We start from the raw sequence: 18,804 nt of genomic DNA, 5'->3' as shown, positions 1-18,804 counted from the left end.
CCCCACGTGCCCCTTTGGGGCACACAGCATGGTGGGCGGTCATTTTGCGGTATCATGTGTAAGTGCCGGAAGAGCTCACCACACGCCACAGCCATTACAACCTGAACTACCATCTGGTATTCACCCCCAAGCACCGCAGACAGGTCTTCTTTGGCGAGGTGCACGAACGGCTGATGCAGGTGTTGCGGGAGACGTGCTTGATAAGGGACTGGGTAGTGCTGGGGATGGAGGTCATGCCCGACCACGTGCATCTGTTCCTCTCCGTGCCGCCCAAGTGGTCGCCCTCGGACGTGGCGAAGATTCTGAAAGGCGTATCGGCTCGGCGCATCCTGCAAGAGTTCCCAAGGCTACGGCGGGGCAAGGGCGGTGGTCATTTGTGGACGCCCTCCTTCTACGTGGGGAGTGCTGGGAACATCTCAGCCCAGACCATCCAGCGCTACATCGAGTCCCAGCGCAAGCATCAGGTGGACGATGACTAGGAAGGCGTTCAAGTACCGCCTGTACCCCACCCAGCCCCAGCACAAAGACCTGGAGCGCACCCTCGCGCTGTGCCGCCATCTATATAACGCGGCCTTGCAGGAGCGTAGAGAGGCCTACCGCAAGGCGGGCAAGACGGTGGGCTTCTACGAGCAAAAACGGTGGTTGCCCGAGATACGCACCGAGCTGCCGGAGTACAAGGGCGTCCACTCCCAGGTGCTACAGAACGTCATCGAGCGGGTGGACAAAGCCTTCCAGGGCTTCTTCCGTAGGGTCAAGGCGGGACAGAAAGCGGGATACCCCCGCTTCAAGGGGCAGGGGCGCTACGACTCCTTCACCTTCCCCCAGGCCGGGACTACCGGGGTCAAGCTCCAGGAGGGCGGGAAGCGGGTGCTCCTCCACGGCATCGGCTCGGTCAAATGCAAGTTCCACCGCCCCTTGGAAGGCAGGCTCAAGACCGCTACGGTCAAGCGAGAAGGCGAGCACTGGTACATCGTTTTCAGTTGCGAGGTGGAACCCCAGCCGCTTCCTGAAAACCAAGACGCTGTTGGAATAGACCTCGGCACCAACCCCCACTTCCTCGTCACCTCCGACGGGGAGATGGTTCGGGCTCCCCGGTATTTCTCCAAAGCCCAGGCCCAACTCGCCACCGCACAGCGCAACCTTGCCCGCAAGAAGCGGGGCAGTAACCGCCGCAAGCAGGCCAGAAGGCGGGTGGCCAAGCTGCACCGAAAAATCGCCAACCAGCGCAAAGACTTCCACCACAAGACCGCCAGAAAGCTTGTCGAACGATACGGGGTGATAGCCCATGAAGACCTGAACGTCCTCGGCCTGGCCCGCTCCCGCACCGCCAAAGGGGTGCTGGACGCGGGCTGGGCGCAGTTTCTCGCTATCCTCGCCTACAAAGCGGAAGAGGCTGGTAGGCGGGTCGTGGGGGTAGACCCCAAGCATACCAGCCAGGATTGCCCGGTGTGTGGGCACCGGGAGAAGAGGCCCTTGTGGGTCAGGGAGTTCACCTGCCCCGCTTGTGGGGCCTCTCTTCACCGGGATGTGGCCGCGGCCATCAATGTCCTGGCAAGGTCGGGGCGTGTACCCGACCGCAGATGGGCTCGGACGGAGCCTTCGGGGATGGATACGGCAGTAGCCGTTCCGTGAGAACCGAGAAGCCTCGGACTTCAGTCCGAGGAGTCGTCACAGTGGTTTTCTCGAGTAACCGCATGGGGTTTTTGCTGCTGGAAGGCTCGAGCCTCAATCACCCGCGGGCCACGCCTGGGTGTGTAACAGGGGCCTGCACACATCGGTTTCGCGTAGCGAAAAATAGGGACGTTTCCCCCATAGCCGCTTACAGCCGAGAAAGTTGAGCCTGGGGCTGGTCGGGCTGCTTGAGCGCGAGCTGCCCACAGGCGGCACCCACATCACGCCCCCGGCTCCAGCGCACCGAGGTGGGGATGCCCTGCTGCTCCAATATGGCCGCAAACCTCAGGATTTGTGCTTTGGGGCTACCCTGGTGGGGAGCCCCCTCCCAGGGGTTCCAGGGAATCAGGTTCATGTGGGCGCTGATGCCCTTGAAGAGTCCAGCCAGGGCGCGGGCCTGCCACTCGTGGTCGTTAACACCCTTGAGCATGGTGTATTCCAGGGTGATGCGGCGCTTGGTCTGGGTGTAGTAGTGCCGCACGGCTTCCATAATTTCGGTAATGCGGTAGCGGTGGGCGGTGGGGATAATCTGCTGGCGGGTTTCGTCGTCGGGGGCGTGCAGCGAGAGGGCCAGGCGCACCTCCAGCTCCGACTCGGCCATTTTGTAGATGCCCCTGGGAATCCCCACCGTCGAGAGGGTAATGCGGCGGGGGCTCATGGCCAGCCCCTGGGGGTGCAGCATCCGCTTCAGGGCTGCAAATACGTTCTCCACATTCAAAAGCGGCTCGCCCATGCCCATCAGCACCACGTTGCGGATCTCGCGGGGGGCGTGGCCCTGGTGGTGGGCGGCAAACAAAATCTGATCCAGGATCTCGGCGGCCGTGAGGTTGCGCCCAAAGCCCATCCTGCCGGTTGCACAAAAGGTACAGCCCGCTGGGCAGCCCACCATACTGGAAATACAGATGGTCTTGCGGTTCAGGTAGGGCATGTACACGGCTTCGGTTTTCTGGCCGTCCAGCAGGGTAAAAAGATACTTCACCGAGCCGTCCTGGCTTGGATAAGGTGCGACCTGGGCAAACTCCGAGATGCGATACTGCGCGGCCCACTCGGCCCGCAGGGCCTTGGGCAGGTCGGTCATCTCCTCCCACTGCCTGGCCCCCTTGACGTAGAGCCAGGTGGCGAGCTGTCCCCGACGGTAGCCCTCGCCCGGGAGTTGTTCGATGGGCAATGAGAGCAGCGGGGTTTTGTCTTGTGGCAAAGCCATAACGCTTTAGTATAGCCTGCAGCGCTACTTCAAATGGTGGGCGGCTCGAGGTTTTGCCCACCTCCGCCGCGCCGACCTGCCTGGCGGCCTTCTTGTCAGCCGCCCGTATACTGGGACAAATGCGCGCCCACACCAACCCCTGGTACTTGGTGCTTTCTTCCTATTGGTTTGCAAGCAGCTTCAAGTGGTTTCTGATTTTGCTGGTATTGTTGCCGGCTCGAGTGGCCGAGCTGGTACCCGAACCCGAGCGAGCCACCCGTTTGGGGCTGCTTTTTGCCCTCGGTGCAGTGATGGCCTTGATCGGGCCGCCGGTCTGGGGCTACATCTCCGACCGGGTGGGCCGCCGCATGCCTTTTTTGGCACTGGGAACCATCTTGACGGCGGGCTCGCTGGTCTGGATGGCCTATGCGGGTAGCTACTGGCAGCTGGTGGTGGCCTATTTGTTGCTTCAGATGGCCGACGACATGGCCACTGGCCCATATTCAGCCCTGATCCCCGACCTCACCGCTCGGCGCGAGCGCGGGGTGGCCTCGGGCTGGCTGGGCACGCTCCAGGTGGGTGGCCAGGTGGTGGCCGGTGCGGTGGGCTTTTTGCTGGCCAACCTGCAGTGGCAGTTCCTGCTGATTGCCTTGCTCAATCTGGTTGCAGCCGGGATGGTTCTGAGCCTGATCCGCGAGGTGCCGGGCCTAAAACCGCAGCGGCGGGGGCTTTGGGAGAGCATGCAGGCCCCCTGGCGCAGCGCCGACTTTCGCTGGGTCTGGTTTACGCGCTTTCTGGTAATGCTGGCGCAGTACGTGGTGCAGACCTATTTGCAGTACTACCTGGCCGATGTGGTAGGAACCTTCCAGGCTTTCGGCCAGACCCTGGCTACCGAGGCCTTCCAGGCAGTAGCCCTGCTGGGGTTGCTAATTTCTGTTGGCGCTGCTGCTTCTGCTGTGCCAGCAGGGCGTTTGTCCGACCAGCATGGCCGCAAACCCATCATCTATGTTGCGGGGGTGGGGCTGGCGGTGCTGATGCTGCCCATCTTGCTGCTACCCCGCTACGACGTGCTGATTGTGCTGGCGCTGGTATTCGGGCTGCTGTACGGGGCCTACCTGGCGGTGGACTGGGCCCTGGTCTCGGATGTGCTGCCCAACCCCCAGGCCCACGCCACCGATATGGGCATCTGGCAGACCTCCATTGTGCTGCCACAGGTTCTGGCAGGGAGTTTTGGGGCCATGCTCGATGTGTTCAACCGCCAGAGTCCAGGGCTGGGCTACACGGTACTGTTCTTGATTGCGGCGGTGTGTTTTGTGCTGGGAACCGTTTTGGTTCGACAGATTCGCTCGGTGCGATAGAGCGGTCTTCAGAGGGGATCGCACAACCCCGAAAAGGGCTCTACAGGCATTTTTGCGGGAGCGCTCCTATGTTCTCGTGCAGCGGCAAAAAAGCGAAGACCGCGGTACTTGACATGCCAGGGGTGCTTGTCCATAGTAGGTATGCGCCGGGCCTGGAGGGATGGCTGAGTGGTTGAAAGCGGCGGTCTTGAAAACCGTTGTAGGCGCAAGCCTACCGGGGGTTCGAATCCCTCTCCCTCCGCCAGGGCTGGTTCAAATGCCAGGTTTTGTGCTAGAGTATCGTTTGCGGTTTTAGGGGCGATTCCCCAAACACCGAAAAGTTGGATGGAGGGGTGGCCGAGTGGCTGAAGGCGGCGGTTTGCTAAACCGTTATAGGGAACGAAAGTCCCTATCGGGGGTTCGAATCCCCCCTCCTCCGCCAGACTAAAAGGCAAGGGTCGGGGACGTTGGTCCCCGGCTTTTGCATTGGTCGCCTCGAGGTCAGGTATGCCCGTGGTCCCGAACACCCTGCGGCAGATGCTCTACACCAATTGGGCCATCCTGGCATAAGCTAAGGGAACATGAAAAGCGCCCTGTTGACCCGTTTTGAGCTGTCGCTGGCCGGTTTGCCCCAAATTCTGGGCACGGCCACCCCCGAGCAACTGCGCCTGCGCAGCCTGCCCGATAAATGGTCGGCCCACGAGAACTTTGCTCATCTGGCCCACTTTACCCTGGTCACTCAGGATCGCATGGCCCGTATCTTGCAGGAAGAGGCCCCCTTAATTGAGCGGCTAAAGCCCGATACCGAGCCGGCCTTTTTGCTGCTGGTGGAGCGTTCCCCCCAGGATGTGCTGGCCGAACTCCAAGAGCTGCGGGCCCAGCTCAACCAGCAAGTAGCGGCTTTGAGCGAGGCCCAGCTAGACCGGATCGGCATTCACAGCGCAGCAGGGCCGATGCCGCTAAAGGCGTGGCTCGAGCTCTTCCTGGTGCACGAAGCCCACCACCTCTATCTGGCTTTTTGGCGCATCCGCGAGGTGCTGCAAAAAGCCCGCTGAGCCTCTAGTGCACCCCCGCCTCGGTGATGGCCGCCGCGGAGTTTTTGGCGAAGCGCACATTGCCCCTGAACTCGGTCAGGTTGGTGGCGTTGACGTAGGTCATGGCGCTTTGCAAACCCTCCCGCAAGCGGGCGATGGCCTCCTGGGCGGTGTGGTGGAAGGCCCGCAGGGTCTGCGAGGAACCCTCGATGAAGTTGCGCTTCTCTGTAACCAGCATGGAGGCCATGCCATAAAGCAGGACGCCCTCGAGCTGCCCGTCCTTCTTGATGAGCACTTCATCTTCGAAGCTGCCGGAGGCAAAGAACTTGCCCATCATCACCCCCTCGCTGTAGGCCAGGGCCTTCACGAAGTCGCCCGAGCTGTTGACCCCGCCATCGGAGATAATCTGGGCGTCGGTGTAGCCCACCACCGACTGAAAACGGCGAATTTCTTCCAAAAGCGACAACTGGCCTACCCCCACCCCGGTGTTGATGCGGGTGGTGCAGACCGACCCTGGCCCCACCCCCACCTTGAGGAGGAAGTGGCGGAAGCCCGAGAGCTTCATCAGCCAGTAGGCGTAGGCAAAGCCCTCGATGGAGCCCACGTTGCCCAAAATGACCCCGCTGTCGATGCCCAGCCCGCGAATCTTGGCCAGCACCGGCAGCACCGCTGCGTTGGCCCCGTGGGCGATGTCAATCGAGGCGAAAATCAGGTTGGGCTGGGCAAAAAGCTCGGCCAGAAACTCCTCTTTCTCATTGGTGCCCAAAGCGGCCCCCACCAGGGCCGGGGCGCTGGCCTGCACATCCCGGATGCGCTCCTCGTCGGAAAGGCCCACCCTGGGCAGAATGTGCACCCCCCCATTCCCCCCGTCCCACACGTCGCGGGCAAAGCGGCTGCGCATCATGCTCATGGAGGCCCCAAAGGCGGGGAAAAGCTCGATGGAGCCTTTGGTGGTGTAAAAAAGCTGGCGCACCTCCACCTGGCGACGCGAGACCGGCTGGGTTAGAAAGGTGGGGATGATGGTTTTGTCGGCAAAGGTGTAGTAGGTCTCAAAACGTTCGTAGGGGTAGCGGGCCAGATCGGCCTGGGTTTTTTCCAGGGCTTCCTGGGCAATGACATCAAAAATTCCGTAGTTCACAAGGCAAAATTGTACTAAAGGGCGGGTAGGGGGTCTACTAGCCGTGGCGCGGCTAGGTTTGGGTTCATATGCCGTTGTCCTGGCTTTACAAACGCATAAGCGCACTGTATATTCAAATCCAGATGCAATTCTCTGCTCGAGGCCGCAGGTGCGCGCCTGCCAGCGAGCGCGAAGACGCAATCGAAGCGATGAAACCCCTTTACTCTGCTCGAGCTGCCCTTTAACCGAACCTCTTCACTTTGCAAGGGGTCGGTAGGGTTTGCCTGGCGGAGAATCTTTTTTTATGCTGGGCTAGTTTGAGAGGCCACGATGAAAACCGCCGAAATCCGCGAAAAATTTCTACAGTTCTTCGAGTCCAAGGGGCATTTGCGCCTGCCGAGCTTCAGCGTGGTGCCCCAGGACGACCCCACCCTGCTCTTCATCAACGCCGGCATGACCCCCCTCAAGCCCTACTTTTTGGGCAAGAAGCCGGTTTTCCCCGGCCATGAGGGCGAATGGTACCGGGTGACCACCTGTCAGAAGAGCGTGCGTACCGGCGACATCGAGAACGTGGGCCGCACCAACCGCCACCAGACTGTTTTCGAGATGCTGGGCAACTTCAGCTTCGGCGACTACTTCAAAAAGGAGGCCATCGAGTGGGCCTGGGAGTTCCTCACCCGCCCTGAGTGGCTGGGCTTGGACCCCGAACGCATTTATGTGACCATCTACAAAGACGACGACGAAGCCTTTGAGCACTGGACGCGGGTGGGGGTGCCCCCCGAAAAAATCCACCGCTTCGATGCCGACGAGAACTTCTGGCCGCAAAACGCCCCCACCAAAGGCCCCAACGGGCCTTGCGGGCCATGCAGCGAGATTTACTACGACCGGGGGCCGGCTTTTGGCAGCGACACCTGGGCCGACTATTACCAGACCCGCGAATCCAACCGCTTTGTGGAGCTGTGGAACCTGGTCTTCCCCCAGTACGACCGCAAGGACGGGGGTGTTCTGGAGCCCCTGCCCAAGCCCAACATTGACACCGGCATGGGTCTGGCCCGCGTAGCGATGGTCTTGCAGAACGTGACCGACTTCTACGAGACCGACGAGTTCCAGCCCCTGATTGCCAAAATCGTGGAGCTGAGCGGCATCAGCTACGAAGGCCCCGCCTCGGTGGCGCACCGGGTGATTTCCGAACACGCCCGCGCGGTGGCCTTCATCCTCTCCGACGGGGTGCACTTCTCCAACACCGGGCGCGGCTACGTGGTGCGGCGTCTATTGCGCCGGGCGGTGCGCTTTGGCTACCTGCTGGGTCTGCGCGAGCCCTTCATGTACCAGCTGGCCGAGGTGGTGGCCGGGGTGATGGGCGGGGTGTACCCGGAGCTGAAGGAGAACCTCGAGGGCGTGCAAAAGCAAATCAAAATCGAGGAGGAGCAGTTTTTACGCACCCTCGAGAGCGGCATCAAGCGGCTGGATGCCATGCTGGCCAACCTGCGACCGGGCGATACCCTTCCGGGCCGGGATGCTTTTACCCTATATGACACCTACGGTTTCCCGCTCGACCTGACCATCGAAATCGCCGGTGAGCACGGGATTCAGGTGGACACCGAAGGCTTCGAGAAGGCCCTGGAAGAACAGCAGGAACGGGCTCGAGCGGCTGCGGCGTTCAGCAAGGAGCTCTTTAAGAAGTCCAACGAGGCCCTCGCGGCGCTGGCCGCTGATTACGGAGGAACTAAGTTTGTGGGCTACGAAGACTTAGAGGCCCAGGCCCAGGTCAAGCTGCTGTTGGTGGGGGAGCAGACCATAGAGGAGGCGCCCGCCGGCACCGAGGTGCAGGTGGTGCTGGACAAAACCCCCTTCTATGCCGAGGGGGGCGGGCAGGTGGGGGATGCGGGCGTGCTGGAGTGGGAAGGGGGCTGGGCTAAGGTCTCGACCACCCAGAAAAACCCTGATGGCATCTTTTTGCATATGGCGCGGGTGGAGGAGGGCACCCTCAAGGCCGGCACGGTGGTGCGGGCCCTGGTGGATGCCCACCGCCGCGACACCGAGAAGAACCACACCGCCACCCACCTGCTGCACGCCGCGCTGCGGGCGGTGCTGGGCCCCCACGTGCAGCAGCGAGGCAGCTACGTGGGGCCGGATCGGCTGCGCTTCGACTTCAGCCAGTTCGAGCCGATTTCGCCCAAAGATTTAGCCAGGGTCGAGCTGCTGGTGAACCGCTGGATTCAGGCCGATTTTCCGGTGAGCTATGCTTACAAGCCCTTAGAAGAAGCCCGCAAGGAAGGGGCCATGGCCCTTTTTGGCGAAAAATACGGCGACGTGGTGCGGGTGGTGAGCGTGGAGGGCGCGGTGGACAACGTGACCTCCAAGGAGCTTTGCGGCGGCTGCCACGTGCGGCGCACCGGTGAGATTGGGGCTTTGGTGATTGTGGCCGAGGAGTCGGTGGCGGCGGGGGTGCGGCGCATCGAGGCCCTGACCGGAACGGGCGCTATCCGGTACGTGCGCGAGATGCTGGAGCGGGTGGGGGGCCTAGCCCGTGAGCTGGGAACTTCCCCCGAACACCTGCTCGAACGGGTGAACAAGCTACAAGACGAACTCAAGGCCCGTGAAAAGGAAGTTGAAAAACTGAGACTCGAGCTGGCTCGAGCCCAGCTAGGGGGTACTGCGGCGGTCGCGCTCAAGGAGGCGGGCGGCTACAGGTACCTGGCGGTAAAGCTCGAGGGCCTCGAGGCGGGGGCTTTGCGCGGTGCGGCGGATGAGCTGCTGGACAGACACCAGGCCGATCTGGTGGCGGTAGGGTCGGGGCAGAACCTGGTCATCAAGGTGAGCAAGGCCGCCCAGGACAGGGGGCTGGACGCCGGTGTGGTGATGAAGCAGCTCTCGGCTGCCGCGGGTGGACGCGGCGGTGGCAAGGGAGCGCTGGCCCAGGGGGGCGGGTTCGACCTGGACAAGGCTTTTGCGGCGCTCGAGCAGGCCTTGGGTTAGCCTGTTGCGGGATGGGCAGCCTGGCCTCATTTACTCCTGCCAGCCAGCGGAAATAATAGAGCCGATGAAGGTAATCGCGCTGGATGTAGGAGAGGCCCGCATTGGCCTGGCGGTGGGGGAGACCGGATCGCCCTGGGCTTTTGGGCGGGGCTACCTGGTGCGCCAGAACCTCGAGGCCGACCTGGAAGCCCTGGCGGCCCTGGCCCAGCGGGAAGGGGCCCAGCGCTTTGTGGTGGGGCTGCCCCTGCGCACCGATGGCAGGCCCAGCGCCCAGGCCGAGCGGGTGATGGCGCTGGTAGAAGCCATGCGCAAGCGGGGCTTGGAGCTCGAGTTGCTGGATGAGCGCTATACCACCAAGCTGGGACAAAACCGCCTCAAAAATGCCCCCAAGCGCGTTCGTCAGGAGAAGGGTAAGCTAGACGAGGCGGCGGCCATTGCCTTGCTGGAGTCGTATTTGGCCCGTGTATAGCCAAGGCGTTTTTCTGGAGCTCTAAAGCATGGAAAATTCTGAAAAGCCCACACTGTCCACTACAGAGGCATCCCGGGAACAGAACAAATCGCCCACCCGCTGGATTTTGCGGGGGGTGCTGTTCATGTTTGTGCTGGTGGCAGCGGTCTTGGGTTATGCCCTCTATTTGATGGGCCCCACCGGTATCACGGCCGAGGTTCGCATCCCTAAGGGCAGCGGGGCGGCAGCGGTGGGGCGCATCCTCGAGCAGGCTGGTCTGGTGCGCTCGGGCTATATGTTTGCCCTTTATCTGCGCTTCTCCGGCCAGGACAAAGAACTCAGGCCCGGCTACTACAAGCTCGAGGGCAAGGGCCTGCGGGCCATTGCCCTAGCCATCACCGATGAATCGCGCCCCCTTACGGTACGGATTACCTTCCCGGAGGGTTGGCGGGCAGTGGACATGGCCCAGCGCCTGAGCGAAAACAACTTGGATGGGCCTAGATTCCTCGAGCTCGTCAACAACCCCCCTCCCGAGCTGCGCCCGGCCGAGGCCAGGGGGCCCACCCTCGAGGGCTACCTCTTCCCCGCCACCTACGACTTTCCTCTCGACTACACCGCCGAGGATGTGATCCGCACCATGACCCGCCGGATGCAGCAGGAGTTTTCCCCAGCGGCCCAGGCCCGTCTGCGCGAACTGGGCCTTGAGAGCATCCACGACTGGGTCACGCTGGCCTCCATTGTGCAGGCCGAAGCCGCCAACAGCAGCGAAAAACCTGTAATCGCCGGTGTCTTCCTCAACCGCCTGGAGATTGGGATGCCCCTCCAGGCCGACCCCACCGTGGCCTACGGCCTGGGCAAGCGCCTTCCCGAACTCGATCGCAGGGCGGGCGACTTCGAAAAAGACACCCCCTACAACACCTACACCCGGCGTGGCCTGCCCCCCGGCGCCATCGGCAACCCCGGCGCCGAAGCCCTGCGCGCCGTGCTCAACCCCACCCGCACCAACGAAAAAGGCCAAAAATACCTGTACTTTTTGCACGCCCAGGGCCGTTTGTTTTTGAATGTGGACTTTGAAGGACACCTGCGCGATACGGCGCGGTACTATCGCTAAATCTCCTCAAAGAAGTCTCGATCAATACGCTTGATCTCGTAGCGCGCAGCTACAGTAACGCCTACGTTGTACTCAATCATGTATTGGGCTAGGGTTTCTCCATCAATCAAAACAATATTTCCAAGCCGTTCTGCGGTCTCGATTGCACCCTTAGAAAAATCGGATGTGGTAATGATGACGCCACGGCTGGCCTTTTTGAGTGCAAGACTTCCGGCAAAGGTACGAACCACCTCACTTGGAACCGTGTTGTTCCAGCGTTTGGCTTGTATGTAGATGTTACTCAGGCCAAGCCTGTCCTGCTTGATGATGCCGTCTATACCATCATCGCCGCTCCGTCCCACAGCCTTGCCTGCATCGCTTACCGAGCCCCCGTAGCCCATAGCGACGAGCAGCTGAATGACCAGGCGCTCAAAGAAGGCAGGTGGGCACTGTTTGATACGCTCCAGCAATTCATGGGCAAGCTGTTTTTCCAATTCAAGGTAAAGGAGTTCTAGCTGTTCGTCTGGAGTTTTCCCGGCATCCCCTATGACTTCGCTTTCGGCGTTGCCACGGTCTCTTCTACGGAATTCCACGAATTCCGGGAACTGATACAAGTAGTTTTTATCTATATCAGTAATGCCGGATTTCAAGACATCAAGTCCTCGTGGGGTGATCTTGAATTGTCCTCGGCCTGGAGACTCCAGCAAGCCTGCTTTCGTCAAGTGGGTTCTGGCCCATCCGACGCGGTTCTCGTACCTACTTTGCCTACCGCTAGGCAGCAATTCGGCCCGATCCTCTTCGGTCAGGTTGAACTTCTCGGCAAGCACCTCGTAGGCTTCATCCATCGAGTGCGCCTCACCGTCGGCGGCCATCTCAAGCAATGGGTACATGAATCGCTGGTAATTTGGTATTGGCATTTCGCTCCTATTGTACGGCCCTGCGGGAAAGCCCTACCTGATACAACACCACCCCCAGCGCCACCGCGGCGTTCAGGCTCTCGGCCCCTTCGGCCAGGGGGATCTTGGCCAGTTCGTCGCAGTGCTCGGCTACCAGGCGGCGCATCCCCTCGCCCTCGGAGCCGATCACAATCGCCAGCGGGCGCTGGTAGTCGAGCTGGTCAATGGTCTTGCTGGCCTTGCCGCTCGTCCCGTAGACCCAGACGTTTCTCTCCTTAAGCTGCTCGAGGTAGCGGGCAATGTTCTTGACCTGCACCAGGGGGATTTTGCTGGCCGTGCCCGCCGAGGCCTTCATCACCAGGGCCGACAAGGGTGCGCTGCGGCGTTCCTCGCTCACCACCCCGTGTGCGCCCAGGGCAAAGGCGCTGCGGATGAGGGCGCCGTAGTTGCGTGGGTCGGTGATGCCGTCCAGCACCACCAGCAGAACCTGCTCCCCGCGCTTTTGTGCCAGGCGAAAAGGCGCCTCGGGGTCGGAATAGGTGGCTTCTTCAATTTCGGCCACCAGCCCCTGGTGCTGGGTGGTGCGCACCATCTGGTCGAGCTCGATGCGGGGTACGAGCTTGTACGCGGCCCCCAGCTTATCGAGTTCCTTCAAGAGCCAGGCTTCCACACCCTTAGCAACCCAAACCTGCCCCACCTGGCCCTCGCGCAGGGCTTCCAGAACCGGATTGCGCCCATAGATCAGCATGTAAGTAGTCTAAACCTGCTGAGCCCAGGGGCAGCTCAACCCAGCCTGCACAATTCTGGACGAGAGACCAAACTAGTTGCCCTGCCGCGCGACCGATTCATCAATGAGGGTCTGGCGAGCAGAGTTGATTTGCAGGGCCTTCACCTTGACGTACTGGGCGCTGGTGGCGTGGGCCAGGGCGGTTTCCAGGTCAATCTGGTCGCAGGCGTAGAGTTCGGCCAGGTGATCGTCGAAAGTCTGCATGCCATCGAGCGAGGAGTCTTTGAGGGCCTCGTAGATTTCGTTGGTGCGATCGGGGTCTTTGATCAGGTCGCGGATGCGCAGGTTGCCCTTGAGGATTTCCATCGCGCAGACCCGTCCACCTTGCTTGCTGGGCAGCAGGCGCTGGGAGACAATCCCCACCAGCGACTCGGCAAAGAGGATGCGGGCCACCTCCCGCTCGTGGGGGGGGAAGAGGTCGAGCACGCGGTTGACGGTTCGCACGGTGTCGAGGGTGTGCAGGGTAGAGAAGACCAGGTGGCCGGTCTGGGCGGCTTCCAGGGCTGCCGCCGCGGTGGCATGGTCGCGAATCTCGCCGATCATGATCACGTCGGGGTCCTGGCGCATGGCTGCCACCAGCCCATCCTTGAAGCTGGGGGCATCCTGCCCAATCTCCCGCTGTACCACAATGGATTTTTTGCTACGGTGCAGGTACTCGATGGGGTCTTCTAGGGTTACGATCATCTTGGCGTGGTGCTGGTTGATTTCGTCGATGATGCGGGCTAGGGTGGTGGACTTACCCGAGCCGGTGGGGCCGGTTACCAGCACCATACCTTTTTCCTTATCGCGGAAGTAGTTGATGGTTTCTTGCGGGAGCGAGACGATCTTAAGCTTGCTCTCGTCGGAGTTGACCACCCGCATCACACAGCTTACCGAACCCCGCTGACGGAACAGGTTGACGCGGAAACGAGCCACCCCTGGAACCGTATAGGCCAGGTCTACCTGGCTGCGCTCGGCAAAGGTGGCCTTCTGCCGCTCATTGCACATCATGTCAACAAGTGCTTCGGTGTACTGGGGGGTAAGCGGACTTTGGGTAATGGGGGTGAGCTTGCCGTGGAGCCGGGCCATGATGGGCAGACCCGCGTGCATATGAATGTCGGAAACCCCTTTAGCAACCAAGCTGGCGAGTAGTTCGGGAAAGGTCATAGGCAATTGCGATTGTAGGTGGATTTGCTAGCTGGGCTTGGCTTCATAACCACAGGGCTGTTACATTAATTTGGTTGTTTGTGCTTGACAAGCCTCGAGCTAAAATGTTCTGTCAAAATCGCTTTTTCTTGCAAGGCGAGGGCGTTACGTGACAGGGATGGGGTGTTACAAACCTAGGGGCTTTCGTCCCAACCGGCAAGATTTAGATTAGAAACAACAAGAAAGGGAGAGTTCAATGTACAAAAAAATCTTGATGCCCACCGACGGCAGTGCCTGTAGCCACAAGGCCATTACGGAAGGCTTAGAGGTCGCCAAAAGCATGGGGGCCAGCGTGACGTTTTTGTACGCTGTGGAGAACATCAGCGCGACCCTGTGGATCAGCCCCGAGAGCGTTCCTTACGGCCTGGAACTGATCGAAGACCTCAAGCGGGTGGGGAACGAAGCCCTGAGCAAAGCCCTCGAGCTGGCCCAGACCGCCGGGGTTGAGGCCGAGACCAAACTGGTAGAGGCCAGGCCGGTGGAGGCCATTCTGGCCGAGGCCAAAAACCATGACCTAATCGTGATGGGAACCCACGGGCGTAGCGGGCTGGATCGCTTTATGCTGGGCTCAGTAACCGAGGCGGTGCTGCACCGTTCGGATAAGCCGGTGCTGGTGCTGCGCTGCAAGTGAGCCTGGGGCCCGTCGATATCCCGTACAGCGGCTGTTGTACTTGGGTAAAGTATGCCACCCGCTGTGCAGCGCTGTGAATCCAATGGACGGCGCGACCTTCTCGGGCCTCTGGCATAAACTAAAGAGGTGCTACGCAAGCTCCGCGCCCTGCTGGCCGCCTGGTATGCCTACTTCATGGAATACCGGGCCGAGGTGCTCTTATGGGCCCTCTCGGCCATGCTACCGCTGATTTTGATGGGGGTCTGGACTCAGGCTGCTGCAGGGGGCAATTTCGCGCTTTCGGCCCCGGAGTTTGCCCGCTACTTTTTGTGCGTGTTCCTGGTGCGCCAGCTCACCATCATCTGGGTGATCTGGGAGTTCCAGGAGGACGTAGTGCAGGGGCGCCTTTCGTTCAAGCTTTTAAAGCCCATTGATCCGGTCTGGGATCACCTGATGCAGCACCTGGCCGAGCGCCTGACCCGCCTACCCTTTGGCCTGTTGATTGTGGCGATTTTTCTGCTGGTTTACCCGCAGGCCCGCTTTGTACCGGAGCTCGAGGGCGCCGTGCTGGGGTTGGTGGCTTCGGTGGCGGCCTTTCTGCTCCGCTTTCTGATGCAGTACACCTTTGCCATGCTGTGCTTCTGGACGGAGCGTGGGGCCGCGGTGGAAGAGCTGTGGTTTGTGGCCTACCTATTTCTTTCGGGCCTGATTGCGCCCCTCACGGTTTTTCCCGAAGCGGTGCGCAACTTTGCCCTGCTCACCCCCTTTCCTTATCTGGTCTACTTCCCGGCGGCCTTGTTTGCCGGGCTGCCCCTGCCCGGTAGCGTGGGCCAGGGCTTTTTGGTGTTGGGGATCTGGTTCGGAGTCTTCTGGTTGATCAACCGCTGGCTATGGCGCAAGGGGCTCAAGCAGTTCTCCGGCATGGGGGCCTAGCCTTTTGACCATAACGGCTTCATAACGCAGTTTGGGCTATCCTCGAGCTATCTCCGGGGTGGGCCTGCGTTTGCTGGGGGTGCCTGAGGTAGAACAGGCCGGGAAGCTGTTGCTGCGGCGGGGCAAGTACGGCCACAGGATGTGCGGGTGAGCCTGTGAACAGATGCCTATAACAAACATCTGGAAGCAAGAATCCTCTGCAAGCGCAGAGGATTGTTTTTGGGTGGGATAACGCCAATATAACGCGGGCTTCGCTAGCCTGGCATCTGGGTCATGGTTAGACTGGAGACTACGGATGCCCAGGTGGAGCTGACTGCCTTATTACGCCCGCGCCTCAAGAATGTCGTGCTCAAGCGGGCCGGGCTGGCCCTGGCCCTGTGGGGCGAGCCGGGTGTTGGCAAGAGCCACCTGGCCCAACAGCTTTTGCGGGAGACCCCTTGTCGCAGTTTTGGCTTTCATGCCCTGACACCGCTGGGTGCACTGGTACACGGCCTGCCCCACCTGGATAGGCTTCCTGCCTGGGCCGAACCCCTGCTGCTCCGGCTGCAAAAAGGTGAAGCGCCGGATGCGCAAAAAACGGCAGAAGCGCTGGGTGCCTTGCTGGTTGCCCTGGCTCCGGTGGTGTTGCACCTGGAAGACATCCACGAAGCCAGCCCGGAGGGCCTCGAGTGGATTCGGGCCCTGGCTGCCATTGTCTCGCGAACCCGGGGTGTGGCCTTGCTGGTTACCAGCCGTAGCACACCCCCCGAGCCCTTTGAAGCGCACCACCTGACGCCCCTCTCCCCCCAAGCTGCGCAGGCCATGCTCGAGGCCGAGATGGGAAGCCACCTGCCCAGGGAAGCCCTGGCCTGGATTTATGAACACGCCCAGGGCAACCCCCTCTTTAGCCTGGAGTATCTGCGCTATCTGGCCCGGCAGGGCTTTTTGTGGAGCGATGGGCGGCAGTGGCACTGGCGGCCTCCCCAGGCCGACACCCTGCCCCTAACCGTGGAGGCACTCCTGGAGCAGTGGCTGTACCAGGCTGCGCACGCTCCCACCCTGCGCCAGACCCTGGAAAGCAAGGCCCTCCTGGGGCTGGGAGCCGACCCCGCCGTGTGGGCCAGGGTAGCCGGGCTTTCGCCCGAAGAATTGCACGCCGCCCAGACGGCTTTAAGGCGGCAGGGCATATTTCGGGGTGAGGAATTGGCCCACCCGCTCTACCAGGAAGTTACCCTGCGCGGCCTCTTGCCCCCGCAACGCAGGGCCTATGCCCAAAGGGCGCTCGAGGCCCTGGCCCACCAACCACTGGCTGCTGCGCGCTACCTCGAGGAGGCCGGACTACAAACCGAAGAAATTCTGGCCCGCCTGCAAGGCGCTGCCGAGGCGGCTCAGCAGCAAGGCGATGAACTGCAGGCTGCGCGGCTGTGGGCCAAGGCGGCCCTCTATGCACCCGCTCCAGAGCGCACCGAGCTGGCGCTTGCGGCGGCCCAGGTTCTGGAAAGCGCCGACCGCCCGGAGGCCATGCGGCTGCTGCGGTGGGTGCTGGAAGAACAGCCCAGCCACCCGGAGGCCCTTTTCTTGTTGGCGGGCTGTTATGCCGACCAGGGCAATTCACGCGAGGTGGAGCGGCTGTTAGAACGCTTCCCGGACCGCGAGAAAACCTCGCTGGATTGGGTCAGGCGGCGGATTGCCCTGCAATTTGCCCTGGGGGACTACAAAGGTGTGCTACAGCAATGGGAAGCTCACTCGGAACTGCATACCGACCCCGACCCCAAGCTGGCCTACAACATTGGCTTTGCCCGCACCCTCCAGGGCGACCACACCGGGGCCGAAGCTATCGCCAGAGCAGCCTTGAATTCCCAAAGCACCCCGCTGAATCGGGCGCGGCTGCTCACGGTTTGCGGGCTGGCGCGCTTCTATCAAGACGACCTCGAGGCCGCCCTTTCGATTTTCAACCAGGCGGTAGAGGCCGCCCGCAGCGCCGGCAAACCGGCCTATACGGCCTCCACCTTGCACAACCGGGCCATGGTGCTGGAGGAACTCAGCCGTGAAGCCGAGATGCTGGCCGATACCGAAGAGGCCCTGCGCCTGTATGCCCAGGCGGGAATCAGCCGCCATTACGCCAGCACCCTCACTAAAAAAGCCCGCATTCTGCACGAGATGGGCCAGTACGAGCAGGCCGAGGAAGCCTTTCGCGAGAGCCGCAATATCCTGCTACAAAGCGATGCCTCGAGCTTCCTGATTACCTGTGAGGTCCAGCTCAGCAACCTCTACCTGGACTGGCAGCCCGCCTACGGCAACGCCCTGGCCCTCAAACACGCCGAACACGCCGTGCAGCTTGCCAGGCCCTTTGGCGGCAGCAAGCTGTTTATGGCACTGTGTCAGCTTTCCAAAGTAGAGACCCGCTTGGGACGGGCTGCGGGGGGGCTGGAAACAGCCGAGGAATGCCTGAGGATGGCCCAGGGGTTCGGAATTAAGCAACCACAGTACCAGGCCCTGACGGCCAAAGGACTGGCCCTGGCCGAACTGGGCCAGAGCGAAGCCGCCCTAAGCTGCCTGCAGGAGGCCTATCAACTGGCCTCGGGTTCGGATTGGCAGGTGTATGCCAAACGCATCGGCCTCGAGCTCGACCGCATCACCGCCAACCTCGAGAGCGCCCGTGCCCGTTTGGCCTGGTTCGAGGCCCGTGGCCTGCAGAACGGAGCCTACCTGGCCCGCCGCTACTTCCCCCAGCTCGAAGGGCAGCCCCCGGCCAGTCCAACCCCGACCCTGCTCCGCCTGGAGGTGCTGGGCCCCATGCAGTGGCGGCTGGAGGGCAGAAGCGAGGCAGTGCGGGGCCAGAAACGCAGGGAGCTGCTGGCGGCCTTGCTCGAGGCGCGGGTGGCTGGGCGGGGCGAGATGGGTAAGCTCGAGCTGTTGGACAGCCTCTACCCGGGCGAGGATGAAGAGAAGGCGGCTTCCTCACTTAAGGAGCTCATTCATACGGTGCGCTCAAGCCTGGGAGCCTGGGTTGTGGCGACCACCTCTTCGGGCTATGCCCTGGGCGCGGCGGTTGACTCCGACCTGGAGGAGTTTTTGCGCACCCAGGATACCGGCCTGTGGCGGGGGGTTTACCTGGGGGGGCTTCCCTCCTTGTACGAAACTGTGCGTGAGTCGGTCTATCTGGCTCTGCATAATAGCGCCCAGACTTTGCTCGAGGCGGAGCCCCGGGAGGCCGCCCGGCTGGGCAGAATCCTGCTGGAAGCCGACCCCTACGACCTCGAGGCTTTGCGCCTGACCCTACAGGCCCTGCGGCGGTGTGGGAACCACAAGAGCCTGGATCGGCTCTATCAGGAGGTTCGGGGATGGATGCTCGAGGTGGGCGAGACCCTGCCGGTGCGCTGGCAGAGCTTCCTCACGACCTGATATCCAGGTGCAGTGTGTGCTTTGCGGGCAGGCGGGGGCTGTGGCGTGCGCCCGGACGATGCCCCCCTGCGGCGGTGAGGGCCGTTGGCTTTTCGGCAAAACCCCGACTAATTCTGACCGAAATCTAACCAACCTTAAAGCACCCTGAGG

At 61.7% G+C, this 18,804-nt stretch carries 15 protein-coding genes and 2 tRNA genes; 12 read left to right on the top strand and 5 right to left on the bottom strand.

Annotation, left to right across the window (positions count from 1 at the left end; all coding sequences use genetic code 11):
* The first annotated feature begins 62 nt into the window (after positions 1-62).
* Together tnpA and Q355_RS0106655 are read left to right on the top strand one after the other, a co-directional pair.
* Complete coding sequence (tnpA, locus tag Q355_RS0106660; RefSeq protein ID WP_027877079.1) at positions 63-479, top strand: IS200/IS605 family transposase; 417 nt, start codon at positions 63-65, stop codon at positions 477-479.
* On the top strand, positions 472-1,632 hold the full coding sequence (locus tag Q355_RS0106655; protein ID WP_027877078.1) for an RNA-guided endonuclease InsQ/TnpB family protein: 1,161 nt from the start codon (positions 472-474) through the stop codon (positions 1,630-1,632). The genes tnpA and Q355_RS0106655 overlap by 8 nt, the downstream gene beginning before the upstream one ends.
* Positions 1,633-1,819: 187 nt before the next feature.
* Here the strand turns inward: Q355_RS0106655 and rlmN are convergent, their stop codons facing one another.
* Complete coding sequence (gene rlmN, locus Q355_RS0106650; protein ID WP_027877077.1) at positions 1,820-2,875, bottom strand: dual-specificity RNA methyltransferase RlmN; 1,056 nt, start codon at positions 2,873-2,875, stop codon at positions 1,820-1,822.
* A gap of 119 nt (positions 2,876-2,994) precedes the next feature.
* On the opposite strand from rlmN, the gene Q355_RS0106645 reads away from it, so the two are divergent.
* The 4 genes from Q355_RS0106645 to Q355_RS0106630 all read left to right on the top strand — a co-directional run bounded on the left by Q355_RS0106645 (position 2,995) and on the right by Q355_RS0106630 (position 5,246).
* Positions 2,995-4,212 (top strand): MFS transporter, encoded by a 1,218-nt coding sequence (locus tag Q355_RS0106645; RefSeq protein ID WP_027877076.1) that lies wholly within the window; start codon positions 2,995-2,997, stop codon positions 4,210-4,212.
* Positions 4,213-4,366: 154 nt separating this feature from the next.
* A tRNA-Ser gene (locus Q355_RS0106640) sits at positions 4,367-4,456 on the top strand.
* A gap of 82 nt (positions 4,457-4,538) precedes the next feature.
* Positions 4,539-4,633: transfer RNA gene (locus Q355_RS0106635), tRNA-Ser, on the top strand.
* Between the two features lie 139 nt (positions 4,634-4,772).
* Positions 4,773-5,246 carry a DinB family protein gene (locus Q355_RS0106630; protein ID WP_027877075.1) on the top strand — a complete coding sequence of 158 codons (474 nt, stop codon included), beginning with the start codon at positions 4,773-4,775 and terminating at the stop codon, positions 5,244-5,246.
* Between the two features lie 4 nt (positions 5,247-5,250).
* On the opposite strand, the gene Q355_RS0106625 is transcribed toward Q355_RS0106630, so the two are convergent.
* Positions 5,251-6,363, bottom strand: coding sequence for an IMP dehydrogenase (locus Q355_RS0106625; protein ID WP_027877074.1), 1,113 nt, complete (start codon positions 6,361-6,363; stop codon positions 5,251-5,253).
* 309 nt (positions 6,364-6,672) lie between these two features.
* On the opposite strand from Q355_RS0106625, the gene alaS reads away from it, so the two are divergent.
* The 3 genes from alaS to mltG all read left to right on the top strand — a co-directional run bounded on the left by alaS (position 6,673) and on the right by mltG (position 10,880).
* Complete coding sequence (alaS, locus tag Q355_RS0106620; protein ID WP_027877073.1) at positions 6,673-9,321, top strand: alanine--tRNA ligase; 2,649 nt, start codon at positions 6,673-6,675, stop codon at positions 9,319-9,321.
* A gap of 64 nt (positions 9,322-9,385) precedes the next feature.
* Positions 9,386-9,790, top strand: a complete 405-nt coding sequence (gene ruvX / locus Q355_RS0106615; protein ID WP_027877072.1) for a Holliday junction resolvase RuvX — start codon at positions 9,386-9,388, stop codon at positions 9,788-9,790.
* Between the two features lie 28 nt (positions 9,791-9,818).
* The gene (mltG, locus tag Q355_RS0106610) at positions 9,819-10,880 is read left to right on the top strand and encodes an endolytic transglycosylase MltG (RefSeq protein ID WP_084496074.1); all 1,062 of its coding nucleotides are present in this window, start codon (positions 9,819-9,821) and stop codon (positions 10,878-10,880) included.
* On the opposite strand, the gene Q355_RS0106605 is transcribed toward mltG, so the two are convergent.
* The 3 genes from Q355_RS0106605 to Q355_RS0106595 form a co-directional block, all read right to left on the bottom strand.
* On the bottom strand, positions 10,877-11,749 hold the full coding sequence (locus Q355_RS0106605; protein ID WP_211247161.1) for a restriction endonuclease: 873 nt from the start codon (positions 11,747-11,749) through the stop codon (positions 10,877-10,879). The genes mltG and Q355_RS0106605 overlap by 4 nt on opposite strands.
* 34 nt (positions 11,750-11,783) lie before the next feature.
* Entirely contained in the window at positions 11,784-12,503 is a 720-nt protein-coding gene (gene rlmB, locus Q355_RS0106600) for a 23S rRNA (guanosine(2251)-2'-O)-methyltransferase RlmB (RefSeq protein ID WP_027877069.1), read from the bottom strand.
* 72 nt (positions 12,504-12,575) lie between these two features.
* Positions 12,576-13,688 carry a type IV pilus twitching motility protein PilT gene (locus Q355_RS0106595; protein ID WP_027877068.1) on the bottom strand — a complete coding sequence of 371 codons (1,113 nt, stop codon included), beginning with the start codon at positions 13,686-13,688 and terminating at the stop codon, positions 12,576-12,578.
* 235 nt (positions 13,689-13,923) lie between these two features.
* Here Q355_RS0106595 and Q355_RS0106590 point away from each other — a divergent pair, with 235 nt between their 5' ends.
* The 3 genes from Q355_RS0106590 to Q355_RS0106575 all read left to right on the top strand — a co-directional run bounded on the left by Q355_RS0106590 (position 13,924) and on the right by Q355_RS0106575 (position 18,654).
* The gene (locus tag Q355_RS0106590) at positions 13,924-14,358 is read left to right on the top strand and encodes a universal stress protein (protein ID WP_027877067.1); all 435 of its coding nucleotides are present in this window, start codon (positions 13,924-13,926) and stop codon (positions 14,356-14,358) included.
* Positions 14,359-14,484: 126 nt separating this feature from the next.
* A complete protein-coding gene (locus tag Q355_RS0106585) occupies positions 14,485-15,270 on the top strand; it encodes an ABC transporter permease (protein WP_027877066.1) in 786 nt (261 codons plus the stop codon).
* Positions 15,271-15,543: 273 nt separating this feature from the next.
* Positions 15,544-18,654, top strand: coding sequence for a tetratricopeptide repeat protein (locus Q355_RS0106575; protein WP_027877065.1), 3,111 nt, complete (start codon positions 15,544-15,546; stop codon positions 18,652-18,654).
* The last annotated feature ends 150 nt before the right edge of the window (positions 18,655-18,804 follow it).

Source organism: Meiothermus cerbereus DSM 11376, assembly GCF_000620065.1.
Classification (GTDB): domain Bacteria; phylum Deinococcota; class Deinococci; order Deinococcales; family Thermaceae; genus Meiothermus; species Meiothermus cerbereus.
Note: the sequence above shows the minus strand (reverse complement) of the source record. Positions and strands in the feature narration are given on the sequence as shown.